This window comes from Duganella guangzhouensis, from assembly GCF_009674535.1.
Classification (GTDB): domain Bacteria; phylum Pseudomonadota; class Gammaproteobacteria; order Burkholderiales; family Burkholderiaceae_D; genus Rugamonas; species Rugamonas guangzhouensis.
In genome coordinates, this window is the sequence record NZ_WKJK01000003.1 from 18,783 (window position 1) to 38,604 (window position 19,822).

The 19,822-nt window shown below is 61.0% G+C and carries 14 protein-coding genes; 9 read left to right on the plus strand and 5 right to left on the minus strand.

All coding sequences use genetic code 11. The features are described from left to right. Positions 1-171: 171 nt before the first annotated feature. Complete coding sequence (locus tag GJ699_RS06140) at positions 172-2,127, minus strand: C2 family cysteine protease (RefSeq protein WP_154374192.1); 1,956 nt, start codon at positions 2,125-2,127, stop codon at positions 172-174. Between the two features lie 101 nt (positions 2,128-2,228). Continuing rightward, on the minus strand, positions 2,229-3,041 hold the full coding sequence (locus tag GJ699_RS06145; RefSeq protein WP_154374194.1) for an N-formylglutamate amidohydrolase: 813 nt from the start codon (positions 3,039-3,041) through the stop codon (positions 2,229-2,231). A 568-nt stretch (positions 3,042-3,609) separates the two neighbouring features. Here GJ699_RS06145 and GJ699_RS06150 point away from each other — a divergent pair. The 4 genes from GJ699_RS06150 to GJ699_RS06165 all read left to right on the plus strand — a co-directional run bounded on the left by GJ699_RS06150 (position 3,610) and on the right by GJ699_RS06165 (position 10,482). Next, a complete protein-coding gene (locus GJ699_RS06150; RefSeq protein WP_195763470.1) occupies positions 3,610-6,888 on the plus strand; it encodes a DUF8487 domain-containing protein in 3,279 nt (1,092 codons plus the stop codon). 85 nt (positions 6,889-6,973) lie between these two features. Next, a complete protein-coding gene (locus tag GJ699_RS06155) occupies positions 6,974-7,969 on the plus strand; it encodes a hypothetical protein (protein WP_154374197.1) in 996 nt (331 codons plus the stop codon). Positions 7,970-8,064: 95 nt separating this feature from the next. After that, positions 8,065-10,089 carry a M13 family metallopeptidase gene (locus GJ699_RS06160; RefSeq protein ID WP_154374199.1) on the plus strand — a complete coding sequence of 675 codons (2,025 nt, stop codon included), beginning with the start codon at positions 8,065-8,067 and terminating at the stop codon, positions 10,087-10,089. A gap of 33 nt (positions 10,090-10,122) precedes the next feature. After that, entirely contained in the window at positions 10,123-10,482 is a 360-nt protein-coding gene (locus GJ699_RS06165; protein ID WP_154374201.1) for a hypothetical protein, read from the plus strand. Between the two features lie 20 nt (positions 10,483-10,502). Here GJ699_RS06165 and map read toward each other — a convergent pair whose 3' ends face one another. Together map and GJ699_RS06175 are read right to left on the minus strand one after the other, a co-directional pair. Next, entirely contained in the window at positions 10,503-11,270 is a 768-nt protein-coding gene (map, locus tag GJ699_RS06170; protein ID WP_154374203.1) for a type I methionyl aminopeptidase, read from the minus strand. A gap of 1 nt (position 11,271) precedes the next feature. Then, entirely contained in the window at positions 11,272-11,478 is a 207-nt protein-coding gene (locus GJ699_RS06175; protein ID WP_154375061.1) for a ParD-like family protein, read from the minus strand. 131 nt (positions 11,479-11,609) lie between these two features. Between GJ699_RS06175 and GJ699_RS06180 the strand changes: the two genes are divergently transcribed. From GJ699_RS06180 to GJ699_RS06200, 5 genes are all read left to right on the plus strand, one after another. After that, positions 11,610-13,976 (plus strand): acyl-CoA dehydrogenase, encoded by a 2,367-nt coding sequence (locus GJ699_RS06180; protein WP_154374205.1) that lies wholly within the window; start codon positions 11,610-11,612, stop codon positions 13,974-13,976. Positions 13,977-14,058: 82 nt separating this feature from the next. Further along, a complete protein-coding gene (locus GJ699_RS06185; protein ID WP_308495504.1) occupies positions 14,059-14,565 on the plus strand; it encodes a sigma-70 family RNA polymerase sigma factor in 507 nt (168 codons plus the stop codon). Further along, on the plus strand, positions 14,556-15,539 hold the full coding sequence (locus tag GJ699_RS06190) for a FecR family protein (protein WP_154374208.1): 984 nt from the start codon (positions 14,556-14,558) through the stop codon (positions 15,537-15,539). The genes GJ699_RS06185 and GJ699_RS06190 overlap by 10 nt, the downstream gene beginning before the upstream one ends. A gap of 91 nt (positions 15,540-15,630) precedes the next feature. Beyond that, positions 15,631-18,045, plus strand: a complete 2,415-nt coding sequence (locus GJ699_RS06195) for a TonB-dependent receptor (RefSeq protein ID WP_154374210.1) — start codon at positions 15,631-15,633, stop codon at positions 18,043-18,045. Next, a complete protein-coding gene (locus GJ699_RS06200) occupies positions 18,045-18,974 on the plus strand; it encodes an alpha/beta hydrolase (RefSeq protein ID WP_154374212.1) in 930 nt (309 codons plus the stop codon). Before GJ699_RS06195 ends, GJ699_RS06200 begins: the two co-directional genes overlap by 1 nt. Here the strand turns inward: GJ699_RS06200 and GJ699_RS06205 are convergent, their stop codons facing one another. Beyond that, positions 18,975-19,769, minus strand: coding sequence for a ferritin-like domain-containing protein (locus GJ699_RS06205; RefSeq protein ID WP_154374214.1), 795 nt, complete (start codon positions 19,767-19,769; stop codon positions 18,975-18,977). Positions 19,770-19,822: the final 53 nt, after the last annotated feature.

Here is a 19,822-nt window from a genome sequence, read left to right on the forward strand (position 1 = left end):
GATGTAGCCCGACAACCTATGAGAGCCCTTCTACCCGAAGCGCAAGTTAAGGGGATCGGGCCCATCGACCTGCCCCATTTGCTCAACAGTTGGCCCTAGTCCCACCACACGCTGCCAAATCGGGCGTCGCAGCACGTAATTTTGCTTGCCGTGTAAACTGATTGTCGCGGATCAGGGCGGCGCTTTCCGCTTTCGATTTCCACCTCCACCGCCAGGCTGCACTACGGGTGGAGCGAGCAGTTGCTGCTGCAGGGCCACAAGCTGTTGCTGAATTTGGGCAATTTGTGGCTGCACGATTGCCTGCTGTTGTGGAGGTAAGGCCTGCACCTGCTGTTGAGCCTGCAACACCGCTTGTTGATTGAGCTGCTGAAGCTGTTGGTGCGCTTGGAGAAGGACAGGCACCAATTGCTGTTGCACCTGCTGCTGAACTTGTAATTGAGCCTGTGGTTGCGCTTGCTGTTGAGCTTGCTGCTGAACTTGTAATTGAGCCTGTGGTTGCGCTTGCTGTTGAGCTTGCTGCGGAACTTGTAATTGAGCCTGTGGTTGCGCTTGCTGTTGAGCTTGCTGCGGAACTTGTAATTGAGCCTGTGGTTGCGCTTGCTGTTGAGCTTGCTGCGGAACTTGTAATTGAGCTTGTGGTTGCGCTTGCTGTTGAGCTTGCTGCGGAACTTGCAATTGGGCGTTCTGTTGAGCTGGCGGCTGTATCTGCGGCTGTGGCAGATAGTCAATCCGTGCAATCACGCCGTTGATGTCTGCTTGGGGAATTGGCCCCGTCGGATGGTTATTTCCATGCGGGTTATGCAGGCTGAGGTTCTGGACAGTAGATGTATGCAAGATGACATACACATGATCCTCAATTAATCCGAGGTATGCGGCTTGCATCAGGTTCTGATCCGCCGCGTCCGTTGCCAAATGCCTGCCCACCGGCTGCTGATTATCGAATTTGGTTGTAGCGGTGCCCGCTGTGTTGCCATCTTGCAGTATCGGCATCATGTTTGCATATTGCTGGCTGGCAGCATCCGGATTTTGCATTGTCTGCGGCTGCACGTGTCCTAGTAGTTGAAAACCCACGTCGGCTTGTCGATCATCCAATGCCTGATACGAGCCCCCGCCAAATCCGGCCGCCGCCGCTTTTTCGATCAAAGCAGGCCAGAATGGCGCTCCGCCCGCAATCGCACCCGGCATCCCCAGTTTTTGCTGTGCATATAAAAATTCGGCAACGTTCGTATTCGAATCCGCCGCAGGTAAAGTGGGAATCCATCCAGAAATAGTTACGACCTGCGTGGCGGCCCCCTGTCCGCCAATATTCACGGGATCGCCCAAAGTCACCTGATAGTTCTGCCCCTGTTGCTGAATCAGTCCTTGAATATGCTGATTCCAATGCTGGGACATCGTCATGGCCATCATCGGGGCGATCAACCAGCAGTCCCCTATTGCGCCTTGCGAGATTGCGGCCGCATTCGGCGCTTGTCCGTTGTAAGCGTCTCCGGCGACACGCGTCAATTCAGTATTTTGCCAAGTGTCGGTATCGGCAAGAGTTGGCTCGACATCGTACAGGCCGTCATTGCCGACAGGGACGAAAAGTTCGTCCCCGGCATAAGTCAGGGGAATTAGTCTTAAGTAATCGGCCCCGCCTTGCCTCCGGTTCCCGGCTACCAGGTACACCTCATTTACTTGTGTGAGCGGGTCGCCCGGTCGGACCACTGCTACCGAACCATTTGCATTTCTTCGCCTACCTTGCTCCGCCTGATTAACTTTGTAAGCGCTGCCCTGATTCAACACCAATTGGATGGGTTTGTCGCGTGCCAGTGGTGAGGCACCGATGACGTCACGCGCCACGCCCGGGGACATTAGATCGCGCGACTTCCGCAGCACAGCCGCGCGCGGGCTCTGGTTGACCAAATCCGACAAGGCACGCATTCTCATCTGACGCGGACTGATATCGCTCTCTTTTGCAACCGCTTGATAGTGCCTTGCGCGGGCGCTCCCATTTGCAGACTCTTGCAGTGCGAATTGCGCGGCCAGTACCGGATGCGCTTTGACGACCGGCTTTTTGGTCTCAGTCTGAGGATACGATGACAGAGACGCGTCATTTTCTCGGACTTGCGTCGTGGTCTGCGTCTTCATTAAGGTATCCAAGAGTCTAGGCCATACGACCGCTGATTGATCTATTACCAGTATTTACTTAATGTAGATTGCGATACTCCCCGAGTTAAGTGTCGTTACCGTTACACAGGAGTTACACAGAAGGTGCGGACCGGTTTACAACGCCTTGCTGGCGCGCAACCAAGCCACCAGCGCGTAGGCCACCGCCTTCGCAGTGCTGTCCAGTCGCTCTGGCGTGGCGCGCCAGTTTGCGCCAAACTGCAATTGCACACTGTTGATCCCTCGGGAACATTGCGCCCGAAAGTACGGACGATATTGCCGCCGTTAAAGCTGCGGTTTTCTTCGTCATTCACAAACGCCGGCACCACCTTGATGCCCGCCGCCTGCACGCGGGTGAAGAAACCGTCGGGTTGCGTGTAGAACACGCTGTTGTCGGCAGTCAGGCCATCCTTGGTGCCGCGCAAGATGGCGTCGCGCACCGCGTTTTGACCATGGATATCGAACAGCACCGCGCCCGGCTTGTCGCGCAACGCCGCCACGTCCTGCCACAAGGCAGCGTAATAGGCATCGTAAATCGGCTGGACTGCGGGGTCTTCATACGCTTTGGCGACGTCGCGGTTGAAGTCGACGAATTTGCGGCTGACCTTGGCACCGACCAGATAGGTACGCTTGCCGGTCTGGGCGACCAACTGACGTTGGATGGTGGCGGCCAGTTCGTTGACGTGGTCATCGCGCATGGTGGTGCCGGCAGTGCGGGTGGCAACCCCATCGACCAGGCCATCGCCGCCATGCGGCACTGACAGCACCACCGGCAATTCGCCGGATTCGATCGTCAGGTAAGTCGCAATCGGCTCCAGTGCGGGCGCGGCGTGGGCGGCGTTGCCGAACAGCGCACACAGCACGGCGGCGAGCAGGGAAATAGTCAATTTTTTCATCAGATGTCTTTCAAAATGAAGCAGGCGGAGACCGGCGCCACAGCGCCGGTCCTGGAATCAGAACTTGTAGTTCGCGCGGACATAGACGTAACGTCCGATCGGGCGGTAGCGCGCCTCGACGTTGACAATGGTTTGGGGTGTCAGCACGAAGTCGGTGGCGGCGGTGGAGCCGGCCGAGATCACTTCGCCGTAGCGGGTGGCGTTGACGGTGCCGCCCCAGCGCGAGCCCTTCCAGTTGACGGTGGCGCTGATCTTGTCTTTCGGCTGTCCCCGCTCCAGGCTGATGGGGAGGATTTAAGTTAGGGCGTCGTTGGCCCGGATGACACCACGCGCGGATAGCTGGTCGCACGCGGATAGCTTAAATTTTCGGCTGGCTGCTGCAGCCGGGATGGGAATTTTTACCAAAACTTGGCAGACAAAATACAACAAACGGATACAAACAGATCCCGATCAGCAGGCCGCCGCTGAAGTCCACCACGGTTATTCGCAAATCAGTCAAGCTGATGCGCAGATGCTGGCAGTAAGTTGCGGGATAATCTGGCACTCTTTTCTGGCCTATAAGGTTGCCATGTTCCGCATAGCCTCCATCGTCATCGCCATGTTTGTGTTTTCCGTGAGTGCCCTGGTTCACGCCGCCGACATTCAGGATCTTGCCGGCCAATGGCGATTCGCCCTCGACCGCTCGGACGAAGGCATCCAGCAAGCCTGGTATGGACGCGATCTGGGCGATAAGATTTCGTTGCCTGGCATCTTGCAGGCGCAAGGTTATGGTGACGACATCAGCGTGAATACGCCGTGGGTGCTGTCGCTGTACGACAAGAACTGGGCGCAGCGCGCGGACTATCAAGCCTATACGCAGGACGGCAACGTCAAAGTGCCCTTTCTTTCGCAACCCGCCAAGCATTATTTGGGTGCGGCCTGGTATCAGCGCCAGATCGAGGTGCCGTCTTCGTGGCGCGGCAAGCGTGTGGTGCTGTTCATGGAGCGACCGCATTGGGGTTCCACACTTTGGGTTGACGGCAAGAAGGTCGGTTCGAATCTCAGCCTGGTGGCTGAACACGAGTACGATCTGGGCCAGTTGGCGCCGGGCAAGCACCGCATCTCGGTGCGCGTCGACAATCGCATGCTGATGCCCTACCGTCCCGATGCCCACAGCGTTTCCGATTCGCTGGGTATGAGCTGGAACGGCATCGTTGGCAAGATTGAGCTGCGCGCCACCAGTCCGGTGTGGCTGGATGATGTTCAGCTGTTCCCGAACTATGCCGACAAATCGGTGTTGGTCAAAGTTGGCATTGGCAATATCAGCGGTCGCGCCGGCCAGGGCACGTTGACCGCCAATGGCAAGCCTTATCCAGTCCGCTGGGACGCTCAGCGCGGCACGGCCGAGATCACCGTGCAATACCCAAAAACCGTCAAGGAATGGAACGAATTCACGCCCGCGCTGCAGCGTCTGAGCCTGCAACTGGCCGGCCGCGATGCGAAAGACGCGCGTAATGTCAGCTTTGGTTTCGCCCGCATCAGCGCAAAAGGTCGCGAATTTCTGCTCAACGGCCGCAGTATTTATCTGCGCGGCACCCACCATGGCGGCGATTTTCCGCTCACCGGCTATCCGCCCACCGATGTGGCGTACTGGCGCAAGATTTTCCAGATCAATAAAGACTGGGGCATCAACCACATCCGCTTCCATTCCTTCTGTCCGCCGGAAGCGGCGTTCCAGGCGGCGGATGAGTTGGGCATCTATTTGCAGCCGGAACCAGGCATGTGGAATGACGTATCGCCCGGCACCGAGATGGAAAAAATGCTGTACGAGGAAACCGACCGCATCATCAAAGCCTACGGCAACCACCCTTCTTTCGTGCTGCTCAGTCCGAGCAATGAACCCAAGGGCCGCTGGAAGGAGGCGTTCGATAAGTGGATAGCGCATTATCGCCAGGTCGATCCGCGTCGGCTGTACAGCAATGGCACCGGCCATACTGAGCGCGAAGTGCCGGATCTGGCGACCGGCACCGACTATCTGGTCATGCAACGCATCGGCGCCAAGCCACTGCGTGGCGCGCGCGGCTGGTTCGGCCGCGATTACGGTGAATCGCTGAATGGCATCAATGTGCCGGTGTTGTCGCACGAAACCGGCCAGTGGGTGGCGTATCCGGACTTTGATGTGATCCGCAAATTCACTGGTTATCTGCGTCCCGGCAATTATGAGATTTTCCGCGATTCGCTGGCCAAACACGGCATGGCGGACCGCAACAAGGACTTTGCCTGGGCCTCCGGCAAGTTCCAGCTGGAGAACTACAAGGAAGAAATCGAAGCCAATCTGCGCACGCCCGGCATGATGGGCTTCCAGCTGCTGGATCTGCACGATTATCTGGGCCAGGGCACGGCGCTGGTCGGTTTGCTGGACACGTTTTGGGAGGAAAAAGGCTACGTCACGGCCGCCGAATTCCGGCGCTTCAATGGCGAAACCGTCCCGCTGGCACGCTTGACCCAGCGCACCTATACAGCCGACGAAACCTTGTCTGCCGAGGTGGAAATCGCCCATTTCGGCGCTCTGCCGCTGGTCGATGCCCAGCCTTACTGGAAGTTGTTGGACGCGGCGGGTCACGTCGCCGCCAGCGGCAATTGGCCGCGCAAAACCATCAACATCGGCAAAAATATCCCGCTCGGCAAGATCGCGTTGCCGCTGACGACGCTCCCGGCACCGCAAGCTTACCGGCTAGTGGTCGGCCTTGAAGGCACGCGGGTGGAAAACGATTGGCGCATCTGGGTCTATCCCGCCAAGCCAGCGGCGCAGCAAGCATCCGACGTGCTGGTTACGCGCAACTGGGAAGAGGCCGCAGCTGGCTTGCAAGCGGGCGGCAAGGTGCTATATCTGCCCTCCCCGCAGGATTTGGACTGGAGTTCGCCGCCGCTGGATACGGTGCCGGTGTTCTGGAACCGCCTGATGAGTCCGGCGTGGGGGCGCATGCTTGGGGTGTGGGTGGACCAGCATCATCCGGCTTTGGCGCAATTCCCCACTGACGGCTACAACGGCTGGCAGTGGAACGAGCTGCTGAAAAATACCCGCGCGATCAATCTGGACCGCTTGCCGGCAGGCCTGCAACCCATCGTGCAGCCGGTTGATGACTGGAATCGCAACTACAAGCTGGGTCTGCTGTTTGAAGCCAAGGTCGGCAATGGCAAGCTGATGGTGGCCAGCGTCGATCTGGTAAGCGACCTGAGCAAGCGCGTGGTGGCGCGTCAACTGCGTCTGTCAGTGCTGAATTACATGGCCAGCCCGGCTTTTGATCCGCGCACCGCCATCGATGCGGCGACGCTGAGCAGCGGTATTCTGTTCGATACCCAAGTTATGAAAAAGCTGGCCACCAAGGCCGAGGGCGGCAAGGATGCTGCCGCTGCCATTGACGGCGATCCGAATACGTACTGGAGTGGCGACAACCAGCGCCAGCAGCCGTTAACCTTGTCCTTCCCGCAGCCAGTCTCGTTCACCGGACTGGTATTGATGCCGCGCCAGAACCACCGCGACCATGAAGGCGACATCCGGGAATATCTGCTGCAAGTCAGTGACGATGGCTCCAACTGGCGCGATGTCAAACGCGGCACGCTGGTCTCGACTTACGCTGAGCAAACCGTGGATCTGGGACAGTCGGTCAGCGCGCGGTATCTGCGCCTGGTTCCGCTATCCGGTTTTGGCGCCGACCAGATCGCCGCGCTGGCAGAACTGGCGCTGATCTACAGCGGTCCGAAGCTGCAGCCGAACGCCGGCGCGATCACCTACAAACAGCAGAAATCGGCCTCGCCGGACGTCGACGAAAACCTGCCGGTTGATGGAGGTAAGAAGTTACACTAGTTTTACATGGCTTTGCAGTTGTGTGGGGCCGATTGCCCGGATAACGCAGATATACTCGAACCACTGTCTGACTGCGTGGTTCGCAATGAAAAAGCAAACTTTGGTGATCTATCATTATTTTGAAAAAGATCGCTCGTATATCGAGAATTTCTTTCATTTTTTGGCGTTTGGCTATTCTGCGGAGCTGGATTATTTGATCGTGATTGCGGGAGGTCACAGCGTTAATCTCCCGCAACTGGAGAACGTCCGCTATCTCTACACGGAAAATAAGAATAACGATTTTGGCGGCTACTGCCACGCGATCAAAACCGCCATCGATCTGCATGCTTACGAATACTATGTTTTCGTGAATTCCTCGGTACGCGGTCCCTACACGGCCGCGTACAGCAAGACTTGCTGGACCAACTATTTCCTCGATCAGCTGAAAGCTGATCCCGAAGTCGGGCTGATCGGCTCCACCATCAACGTGCTGTCACCGGATTCGCCGGATTCGATAGGCTACGGTCAAAAATACGGTGGTCAGGCGCCGTATTCGCATGTGCAAACCATGTGCTACGCGATGCCGCAGGCGGTGCTGATCTACCTGCATGACAGCGGTTTTTATGACGTTGAAGCGGAACTCAGCAAGACGGCGGTGATCCGCGATTATGAAATCCGGCTTAGCCAGGCCGTGCTGGGCCAGGGCTGGAATATACGCAGCCTGCTGCCAGAATATAATCATATCGATTACCGGCTTAAACACACGAATATCAATCCCGTGTCGGCGCACGGCGATGCCAATTGTAATTTCGGCTATTTCGGCCGCACGCCGCATCCATTCGAAGTCATCTTTATGAAGGTGAATCGGAATATGCTGTCGATGGATTATCTGGATAGATTATCGTATTCGATTTATACAAATAGCCGGCCGCACGAGGCGCTATTCCAGAATAGTTCGTTCTGCCTGTATATGCAGTCGCTGGAAGACGCTGCGGCTTCCCGGCTTAAAGTGGATTTCCATGAGCAAAAGAAATGGATTCATAAGCTGATTCCCAAGCCTTTGCGGCCGATGAGTCGTCGCCTGTTTCCTTCGCTCGCATAAAATCGTAACGCGTTACGAAAACACTTTGCAGTTGATTTCGCCTGGAGATCATTGCAGAATATTCCACATTGCCTTTCACTACATGGGTCAGGTCGATGTCCACCTCCAGGCTTGCCGCGCTACTCATCCCCTTCCTGTTTTCGCTGACGCCAGCCGTGGCCGGGCCGATCGTCTCCGGCATTTATGCCAATGACCTCGATCGCAGCGTGCGTGCGCAGGATGATTTTTATCGCTACGCCGTCGGTGGCTGGGTGGCGCGCGTGGAGTCGCCAGCCTGGATGCCGGGCTGGGATACCAACCGCGAATTGCAACTGAACGTCTATCAGGCCATCAACGATGATCTGAAAAACATGCGCGTCCAGCCCAGTCTGAAGCCGGTCGAACGCAAGCTGGCAGATCTGTACGCAAGCTACATGGACGAAAGTGGCATCGATAGTCGTGGACTGGCGCCATTGCAGCGTTATCTGGACGCGATTGACCGCATCCATAACCCGGCGGACGTGGCTCGCGTGCTGGGGCAAATGTCGGCCTACGGACTGGACGTCGGCATGGGCGTCTGGGTGCATCCGGACGATCAGGATCCGAGCCGCTATCTGGCCGACTTTGTTCAGGCCGATCTTGGGCTGCCGGGGCGCGATTACTACCTCAGCGACGAGCCGCGTTTCAGCTCGGTGCGCGCCGCCTACCTGCGTCACATCGAACGTGTGTTGGCGCTGGCTGGCTCGGCCGATCCAGGCGCTGACGCCAAGGCCGTTGTAGACCTCGAAACCAGCCTGGCGCAAGCGCAGTGGACCGAAACCGCCACCCGCGTGCCGGGTGCAACCTCGCATCGTTTCAGTCGTGCCCAACTGGCGGATATCGCGCCGGGACTGGATTTGCGCACCTACAGCGATGCGCTCGGCATTCCGGCCGAGGCCCAGTATTTCAACTTGTCCCAGCCGTCCTTTTATGCCGCATATGGCGACCAGCTGACCACGACGCCGCTGCCGGTATGGCAAGCCTACCTTCGACTGCGGCTGCTGGATTACGTAGCCCGCATGTTGCCGGCGCCATTCCGCAACGAGGCCGACCGGTTCTTTTCGATGGAGTTGCGCGGCGCCACTGCCAGCCGACCGCGCTGGATACGCGCGGTCGGCTTTGTCGACGACACCATGGGCGATGCACTGGGCCAGATCTATGTCGACAAGCATTTCCCGCCAGCGGCCGAACAACACGCCCACGCCATACTGGACAACGTGGTGGCAGCGTTTCGCCAGCGCATCAACAAATCTACCTGGCTGAGCGCCGCCAGCCGCAAGGGCGCGCTGGAAAAGCTCGACCATCTGGTGATTCGCATGGGTTCCTCCCGCCAGGTGCGTGATTACGCCAATCTGACCACCAGCGCCAGCGATCCGGCCGGGAATTGGCTGCGCGCACGCGGATGGCAGGTCGCGCGCGACATGGAGAAAATGCTGAAACCGGTCAATCGCGATGAGTGGAGCATGACGCCGCAAGCGGTCAACGGCTACTATTCGGTGAGCCGCAACCAGGTGGTGCTGCCGGCCGCGCTGATCCAGCCGCCCTACTTCCAGGCCGATGCCGATGACGCCGCCAATTACGGCGCGCTTGGCTGGTTCATCGCCCACGAACTCAGCCACGCATTCGACCGCGCCGGCAGCCGCTACGACGGCGAGGGCCGGCGGGTGGAGTGGATGACGCCCACCGATCGCACCGAATTCGAACGACGCGCCCAGGTCATTGTTGCTCAATACAGCCAGTACGCCATCGCGCCGGGCAAGTTCCTTAATGGCGAGCTCAGCGTGGGAGAAAACATCGCCGACATCACCGGCTTGTCGGTGGCTTATGATGCTTATCACCTGTCCCTGCGTGGCCGCAAGGCGCCCAAGTTGGACGGGCTGAGCGGCGATCAACGCTTTTTCCTGGCGTTCGGCAGGATTTGGGCGGCGGAGAAAATCAATAGCGACAAGCGCATCAACGAAGCGCTGGCCGATACGCATGCGCCGGAGTCGTTCAGGGTATTCGGTGCCGTCCGCAATAACGATGCATTTTACAAAGCGTTCAATGTCAAGCCGTCGGATGCGGTATTTCTGCCGAAGCAGGCACGGATTCAGATCTGGTAAAATTATCGTAACGCGTTACTGATAAGTGAATTCATGAAGCAGGCGACTGACAACAAGACTCTCGAACTCCCCATGCCCGGCGCCAAGCGCGGCCGTGGACGCCCGGTGACCGGTAATGCGCAGAGCAGCGCGGAGCGGCAAAAAGCCTATCGCGATCGCAAGCGCGAGGAAAAAGTCGCCATCGTCAATTCGCGTAACGCGTCACAGGAATTGCCGCCAGACGACGGCTCGCCGCGCCGGCTGATACTGGAACTGGATCGGGCGCAAAAAACGGTGGACGAATTGCGCCGCGAAAATGCCGAGCTAGCTGAGGCGCTAACCGCCTCCCGCCGCGAAAATGCAGCGCTTAAAACACAAATCCGTAACGCGTTACAGAAAATGTCCGCAAAATAAGTAACGCGTTACGTTAATTGTTAATGCTGTACGCGCTCTTCCGCGCGCAAGGTCAATACCCGCACCCCACTGCGCGTCACAGCCACCGTGTGCTCGAACTGTGCCGACAGTTGGCCGTCCAGCGTGACCACCGTCCAGCCATCGTCCTCGGTGTGCACGTCATAATGACCTTGGTTCAGCATCGGCTCGATGGTGAATACCATGCCTTCGCGCAGCATCAAACCGGTCTGCGGACGGCCCCAGTGCAGCACTTGCGGCGGCTCATGCATCTCGCGGCCGATGCCGTGACCGCAATAATCCCGCACCACGGAATAACCGTGATGGCGCGCGTGCCGTTCAATCGCATGACCGATGTCGCCCAGTCGGGCGCCTGGTCGCACCGCCTTGATGCCTTTCCACATAGCCTCGTAAGTCACCTGCACCAGACGCTGTGCCTGCGGCGAGACTTGGCCAACTAAATAGGTCTTGCTGGAGTCGGCAATGTAGCCATGCTTTTCCAGCGTGATGTCGAAATTGACGATGTCGCCGCTCTGCAAGATATCGCTCTCCGACGGCACGCCGTGGCACACCACATTGTTGCGTGACGCATTCAGCGCGTAAGCGTAGCCGTACTGGCCCTTGCTGGCCGGTCGGGCTTGTAGCTGGTGGACGATGTGGCTATCGACCAGATCGTTGACCTGCATGGTGGACATGCCGATCAGGTCCAACTGGTCAAGGTAGGCAAACACGCCGGCCAGCAGCTTGCCAGCCTCCGCCATCAGGGCGATTTCTTCCGGGCGCTTGGTCATGCTAGGCCGCCTTGACGTGTTGCGGCGCCAGGCCGGCCGCCCGCAGCTCGCGGGCCATGATTTCGTTGAAACTCAGCGTGGGATTCATTTCGCTCAGCATGCCGATCTTGATCCAGAACGCGGCCTGCGCGTTGATCGAACGGCACGATACCGTGCTCGCCTTGCGGATTTGGTCGTGCAGCTCTTCTTCGATATTTACAATACCCATCATATGCTCCGTATATAGATCGTATACGTATCATATCATGATGACGACTCCGGTGGACCATCTATGCGCGCTACCGTACGGTTACGCGCCGCAACGCGCGTTATCGTCAGGCCAACAACAGGGAGCGTGCCATGATCTTGTGGATAGTCTTGGCCATACTGGCCATCATCATTATTGTCATTGCCGCCGCACCGCTGCGGCGCAGTCTGATCACACCGTACATCTATGCGCTGTTCAAGCGCATCTTGCCGCCGATGTCGGACACCGAGCGCGACGCGCTGGAAGCCGGCACCACCTGGTGGGACGCCGACTTGTTCTCCGGCCGTCCCGATTGGGACAAATTTTTGCAACTGCGACGTGCCGCGCTGACCGTCGAGGAACAGGCGTTCATGGACAACGAGGTGCGCCAGCTGTGCGACATGGTCGACGACTGGGAGGCTACCCAAGTCTGGCAGGGCCTGCCGGAAGTGGCCTGGCAGTTTGCCCGCGACAAGGGTTTCCTCGGCATGATTATTCCGCGCCATTACGGCGGCAAGGCGTTTTCGGCCTATATGCATTCGCAGGTGGTGATGCAGCTGTCGACGCGCTGTTCTGCGTTGGCGGTTCAGGTGATGGTACCCAATTCGCTGGGGCCGGCCGAGTTGCTGCTGCATTACGGCACCGACCAGCAGAAGGACTACTACCTGCCGCGTCTGGCGCGCGGCGAAGAAATTCCCTGCTTTGCGCTGACCAGTCCCTACGCCGGCTCGGATGCCGCCGCCATTCCGGACGTGGGCGTGGTCTGCCAAGGCTGGCACGATGGCCGCGCGACGCTGGGTCTGCGCGTCAGCTGGAACAAGCGCTACATCACGCTGGGACCAGTCGCCACCCTACTCGGCCTGGCGTTCCGCGTTGAAGATCCGGATGGCTTGCTGCCGGCCGACGCCAAGCCCGGCATCACCTGCGCGCTGATCCCGACCAGTCATCCGGGCGTGGTGATCGGCCGCCGCCATTGGCCACTGAACGCCGTGTTCCAGAACGGCCCGACCAGCGGCAAGGACGTCTTCATTCCAATGGACTGGATCATCGGCGGCCCGCAGCAGATTGGCAAGGGCTGGCGCATGCTGATGGAATGCCTGGCCGCCGGCCGCGCGATCTCGTTGCCCTCGGCCAGCGTCGGCACCGCCAAGCTGGCGGTGCGCGGCACCAGCGCCTATTGTGCGATCCGGCGCCAGTTCAACACCGCCATCGGCAAGTTCGAAGGTGTGCAGGAAGCGCTGGCCCGCATGGGCGGCAATCTGTACATGATGGATGCGGCGCGCCGGCTGTCGGCGCTGGCGGTGGATCTGGGCGAAAAACCGGCCGTGATCTCGGCCATCGCCAAATACCACGTCACCGAGCGTGGGCGGCTGGTGGTCAACGACGGCATGGACATCCTGGGCGGCAAGGGCATCTGCATGGGGCCGTCCAACTTCCTGGCGCGCGCCTATCAGCAGATCCCGATCGCAATCACGGTCGAAGGCGCCAACATCCTGACGCGTTGCCTGATCATCTTTGGCCAGGGCGCGATCCGTGCCCATCCCTACGTGCTGAAGGAAATGCGCGCCACCGCCGATACCGATCACCGTCGTGGCCTGCATGATTTCGACGCCGCCTTCTTTGGCCATATGCGCTTCACCTGCGCCAATGCCGTGCGCGCGCTGTGGTACAGCCTGACCGGCGGCCTGACTGCGCCGGTGCCCGATCGGGCCGACCAGCAGATGGCACCGTATTACCGCGCGGTTGGCCGCCTGTCCACCGCGTTTGCCTTGATGACCGACCTGTCCATGTTCACGCTGGGCGGCGAGTTGAAGCGGCGCGAACGCATTTCATCGCGGCTGGGCGACGCGCTGTCGATGCTGTACCTGATCAGCGCCACCCTCAAGCGCTACGAAGACGAGGGCCGGCAGCCAGCCGATGCCCCCTACGTCCACTGGTCGGTGCAGGATGCGCTGGTGCGGGCACAGGCCGCCCTGGATGGCGTGCTGGACAACTTCCCCAGCCGTCCAGCCGCCGTGCTGGCACGGCTACTGGCCTTCCCGTTCGGCCTGCCATATGCGCCGCCGTCCGACCGTCTGGCGGGCGAGATCGCCGTCGCCATGCAAACCCACGGCGACGCCCGCGAGCGTCTGCTGGCCGACAGCTACGTGGCCGACGACCTGCGCGACCCGGTCGCTTGCGGCGAACTCGCCTTCGGCCTGCTGGGAATGGTGGAAAGCATCGAACACCGCCTCAAACCGGCCATCAAAGCCGGCCAGCTGCCACCGGTGCCGCAAAGCCTGCCAGAAATGGAACGCTGGATCGCCAACGCCGCCGCGCTTGGCATGATGACACCGGAAGAACGCCGCGCCATGTCCGACTTCGTGCGTTACACCGATCTGTCCGTCCACGTCGACGACTTCCCGCCCGATCTCAACGCCGCCGCCGACGCCGACCAGCGCCGCCTGATGGTGCCTCGGCCGGAGCAGGTGGAGGCCTGAATTGCTTGCTTCACGGAGTTTAATGTAGAATAGGAATAATTCTCATTCTCACCATTGCAGCATGACCACCGTGAAGTATCCTTTGCAAGCAGACTTGGCATCGCTGTACGGCGAGCATCACGGTTGGTTGCTGGGATGGCTGCGCAAGCGGCTGGGCTGTGCGCACTTTGCGGCGGATGTGGCGCAGGACACCTTCCTGCGGCTGGTCGCGGTGGGGGAGAAATTGCCGCCCCTTGCGGAGCCGCGCGCGTTTCTGACCACCACCGCCAAGCGGCTGTTGATCGATCATAGTCGGCGCCAGGCGGTTGAGCAGGCGTATCTGGCCGAGCTACAACTGCTGGCGGAACAACTGCCCTGCTTCCCCGCGCCGGACGAGATTCTGATCGCCGTGCAGTCGCTGGCCCGCATCGCCGATGCGCTGGAGCAGTTGCCGGCACGTCCGCGCGAGGCGTTTGTCATGCATTTCCTGGATGGCGAGGCCCATGCGGTGATTGCCGAGCGTCTCGGCGTGTCTACCCGCATGGTGCATAAATACCTGGTGCAGGCGCTGGTCCTGTGCGACGCGGCGGTTGGTCAGCCATGCCTGTAGACCAGGAACGAAGCCGCATCGCCGAGCAGGCGGCCGAGTGGATTATCTCGCTCGGTGCCGACGATGCCGACCAACGCCCGGACCTGCAGGCCGGTTTTGAGGCCTGGAAGCAGGCCGATCCCCGTCACGCCGCCGCTGCGCAGCGCATGCAAGCGATGCTGGGGCAATTGGATGCCTACGGCGGCAGTCCGGCCCGCGCCGCGCTGGCCAGCGCCGGCCGTGTATCGCGCAAACTTCCGCTGGCCCGCGCGGCAGCGGCGTTGATGGTGACGGCGCTGCTGACCGCGCTGGCGCTGGGCGTGCCGCTGACGCAGCCGTCGCTGCTGCTGGCCGACATCCGCACCGGCAGCAACGAATGGCAAACCCGCGTGCTGGCCGATGGCAGCCGCATTACGCTCAGTAGCGGCAGCGCAGTCGATCTGGCATTCAGCGAAGAGCAGCGCGTGGTGCGCTTGCTGCGCGGCGAAGTGCTGGTTGAGGTGGCGCGCGATCCGTCGCGACCATTCCTGGTGCAGACCGGCGACGGTAGCATTCGTGCGCTCGGCACCCGCTTTACCGTCGAACGCGGCGAAAAGGCGACCGAGCTGGCGATGCTGGAATCGAAAACCGAGGTGCGGACGCAGGACCATCCGGCAGTGCCGACCGTGGTCAGCGCCGGCGAAAAGGTGCGCTTCACGCGTGATGGCGTCGGTGCGGTGACGCCGGTCGATGTCGCCAGCATAGCGGACGCCTGGCGCGATCACCAACTGGTGGTGCAGGGACGGCCGCTGGCCGAGGTGCTGGACCAATTGGCCCGCCATCATCGCGGCATCATCCAGTATGACGAGCGCCAGATCGCCTCCATGCGCGTCAGTGCCGTGCTGCCGCTGGACGACACCGACCGCGCGCTGCACCTGCTGCTGAATAGCTTCCCCAAGCTGCGCATTCGCACGCTGACGCCGTACGTGGTGCTGGTGGATGCGCCACCGGGATAAAAATATTTGCGATATCTGGTTCCGGTTGGCGCAGCCAGCGCGTCAAGGTCTGTGTAAAGCAAACAAACAGACCCATAGAAAGCCGAAACCCATGTCTACCCATACCAAGCTCGCTCCCCTCACCCTGGCCCTGCGTCTCGCTTTTGGCGGCGCAATCGCGCTGACCGCTGCCACCAGCGCCTACTCCCAGACCGCGCCAGCGCAGTACGATATTCCCGCCGGTCCGTTGATGGAATCGCTGAACCGCTTTGCCCAGCAGTCCGGCGTCGCCATCGCGCTGGATGCGGACAAGGTACAGGACCTGCGTAGCCCCGGCCTGAAAGGTAGCTACAGCGTGGAAGAAGGCTTCAACGCACTGCTGCGCGATACGCCGTATGTGATCGGCAAAACCAGTGCCGGCTATGTGCTGCAAAATAAGCCGGCCAGCCAGTCCAGCGCCCCGCGCGGCGACCAGGCGCTGGCGCCGGTGACCGTCAATTCCACGCTGCTGGCCGATGAACTGCCCGCGGCCTATGCCGGCGGCCAGGTCGCGCGCGGCGCGCAACTGGGCATCCTGGGGAGCGGCAGCACCATGGATACGCCGTTCAACATCACCGCCTACACGGCGGGACTGATCGAAGACCAGCAGGCAGCCACCGTTGGCGCGGTGCTGCTGAACGATCCATCGGTGCGTTTCACCACCTCGGAAGGCCATATTTACGAAAACTTCAGCATTCGCGGCTTCGATATCAACGCCGAGGAGCTGGCGTACAACGGCTTGTACGGCCTGTCGCCCTACGGCCACGCGCCGACCGAATTCATCGAGCGCGTCGAAGTGCTGAAAGGTCCGGGCGCGCTACTGGGTGGAATGTCACCACAGGGCGGTGTCGGCGGCGTCATCAACCTGATTCCGAAGCGGGCCGGCGACAAGCCGCTGCTGCGCCTGACCACCGACTACACCTCGGATGCGCAGTATGGCGTGCAGGTGGATGCCGGCCGCCGTTTCGGTGAGCATGGCGAATACGGCGTGCGCTTCAACGGTGGCTACCGCGATGGCAAGGCCGGCGTCGACGATCAGAAAAAGAAACGCGAGCTGGCCGCAATCGCACTGGATTATCGCGGCACGCAGCTTACCGCGTCGCTGGACGCCTATACCGACCGCGAGGAAATCGACAACGGCAGCTCATGGATGGCGTCTTTCGCCAGCGCCGTTGGCGTGATCGCGCCGCCCAAAACCGGCACCAATCTGCTACGCGGCATTGACGGCTCGCTGGACAACAAGGCGGTACTGCTGCGCGGCAGTTATGAAATCGACGATACCTTCACCGCTTATGCGGCGCTGGGCCAGCTGAATTACCGCTACGACGGCTATATCAACGGCACCCGCGCCTCGATCACCAATGCGGCCGGCGACTACAAGGGCGCGACCTATAATCAGCGCGGCACGGTGGACACCACCTCGGGCGAAGTGGGTCTGCGCGCGCGCTTTGTCACCGGGCCGGTGAAGCACCAGATGGTGGCCAGCTACACCTCGCTGGAATACGATACCGGCCGCGCCAACGTGAGCACCAGCGCCAGCTACAATTCGAACATCTACAATCCGGTGACGCCGACGCTGGCCTCCGATCCCGGCGCGGTGCTGAAAGTGGGCGATACCGCCTTGCACAGCTACGCGCTGGCCGATACCTTGTCTTTTGCCGATGACAAGCTGCTGCTGATCGTGGGCGCCCGTTCGCAGCAGGTGAAAACCCGCACCTACAACGGCAGCACCGGCGCGATCACCGCCAATTACGACAAGCGTGCGCTGACGCCGTCGGTCGGCGTGGTGCTCAAGCCATGGTCGCCGGCCGTTTCGCTGTATGCCAACTACATCGAAGGTCTGAGCCAGGGCGGCTCGGTGACTGATACCACCGCCGCCAACTACGGCACGGTGTTCGCGCCGTATAAAAGCAAGCAGCTGGAAGGCGGCGTCAAATGGGATCAGGGCGAATACGGTAACACCTTCAGCGTGTTCCGCATCGAGCGTCCGAGCATGATCAAGGACACCGCCACCAATACCTACACCGACGATGGCCAGCAGCGCAATCGCGGTGTGGAGTGGAATACCTTCGGCCAGCTCGGCGGCCAACTGCGCTTGCTGGGCGGCGTTACCTACACCGACGCGAAAATGACCCGCGCCGCCACCGCCGCGCTGACCGGTAAAACCATCTACGGCACGCCGAAGTGGAAGGCCAACCTGGGCGGCGACTGGAGCGTTCCAGGCGCGGATGGACTGGTGCTGAACGCACGCGTGATCTACACCGGCAGCCAGTACGTCAACAGCGCGAACACGCAGATGATCGACAGTTGGACGCGGTTGGATGTCGGCGCGCGTTACGGCCTGCGCGTGCAGGGGCACCCGGTGCAGCTGCGCGCCAACGTCGAGAATGTGGCGGACAAGAGCTACTGGGCAGGTTCGTTCAACGATGGTTATGTGACGCAGGGTGCTGGCCGTACGTTCAAACTGTCGGCATCGGTGGACTTCTGATGCGGCGCGCCTTCCTTGCGACCGTCGCTGGCGCATTGGCCGGTGCCGCGCTGCCAGCGCGCGCCGTCGAGCCAGCCGCCGCAGCCGCTGCGGCTTCGGGCAGCGACTGGCAGCCGGTGGTGCTGCCGCAGGTGCGTCGGCTTGACCTGGCGTCGGCCCGTACAGGGCAGCGTTACCGCATCTTCCTCAGCGTGCCGGAGACCGCACCGCCGCCCGGTGGCCATCCGGTGATCTACGTCCTGGACGCCAACGCCGCCTTTCCCAGCATTGCGCTGATGGCCCGCACCGCCGCGCGGCGCAGCAAAGTCACCGGACGCGCGGCGCCGGTGGTGGTTGGCATCGGCTATGCCAGCGGCGAGGATTACGATAGCGTCGCCCGTGCCCGCGACTACACGCCGGTGGCTGGCGGCAAGGCCGGCAAAGGCGAAGGTGGCGCCGACCTGTTCCTCGACTTCATCGAACTGGAGCTGAAACCGCTGATTCAGTCCACAGCACCGGTCAACCCGCAGCGCCAGGCGCTGTTCGGCCACTCCTATGGCGGCTTGCTGACCCTGCACGCGCTGTTCACCCGCCCAGCCGCGTTCCAGACCTGGATCGCCGCCAGTCCGTCGATCTGGTATGCGGAGCGCTACATCCTGAGCGAAATGGCAGGGCTGAAGACCGCGCGCACGCTGCCCGCCAGCGTACTGCTAACAGTTGGCGAGCTGGAGCAGGCGGCCGCGCCGCCGACCGCCAAGCCCACTGACCGCGCCGCCGTACTGGCCCAAAAGCGCATGGTGGATGAAGTACGAGATCTGGCGGCGCAGCTGGAGGCACATCGGCAGGAATATGGCCTGGAACGGGTCCGCTCAATCGAACTGCCGCGCGAAAATCACGGCTCGGCGCTGTTCCCTGCGCTGTCGCGGGGGATGGAGTTCTTCCTGGAGTGATCAGCCGCGCTGCAGCGCTTCCAGCTCTTCCTCGGTAAAGCCGGCTTGTCGGCGCGCTTCAAGGTTGAATGGTCCGCGCAGCGTCGGCGCATGATAGCGCGCCGCCAGGTCGGCATAGGCGGCGCGCAGTTCCAGACCGCGCTGGCGGCACAGAAAACCGTACCAGCGGTTGCCGATCTCCACGTGACCGATCTCATCGCGCAGAATGATGTCCAGAATACCGGCGGCCGCCATGTCGCCGGCCTGGGCCAGCTTGGCGCGCAATGGCGGATTGGCATCCAGCCCGCGTGCTTCCATGGTGCGCGGCACCAGCGCCATACGGGCCAGCACGTCGTCCGAAGTCTTTTCGACCATCTCCCACAGGCTGTCATGGCCATTGAAGTCGCCGTAACGGTAGCCCAGCGTCTGCAGATGCTCCGCCAGCAACGAAAAATGGTAAGCCTCTTCCTTGGCCACTTGCAGCCAGTCGGTGTAGTACGCCAGCGGCATGCCGGGGAAACGCCACACCGCATCCAGCGCCAGATTGATGGCGTTGAACTCGATATGCGCCAGCGCGTGGATCAGCATCGCCCGGCCTTCCGCCGTATTCATCCCACGCCGGCCCAGCAAGCGCGGCGACACCAGCTCCGGCTGGGCCGGGCGGCCGGGAATGGCGGCGTCCGCAGCCAATTCCGCCTGCGGATCGGGCGCACAGGCGCCCAGCGCCGAGGCGTCCGCCATCGCATACACGGCGGCCACCTTGGCGGCGGGATCGGTCTCAGTCAGGCATTGCAGGGCGCGGGCGCGGAGTTCCATCAGTCTTGTTCCAAATTGCGAGGGCGGTAGTGTAACAAATCCGGCGCCATGGT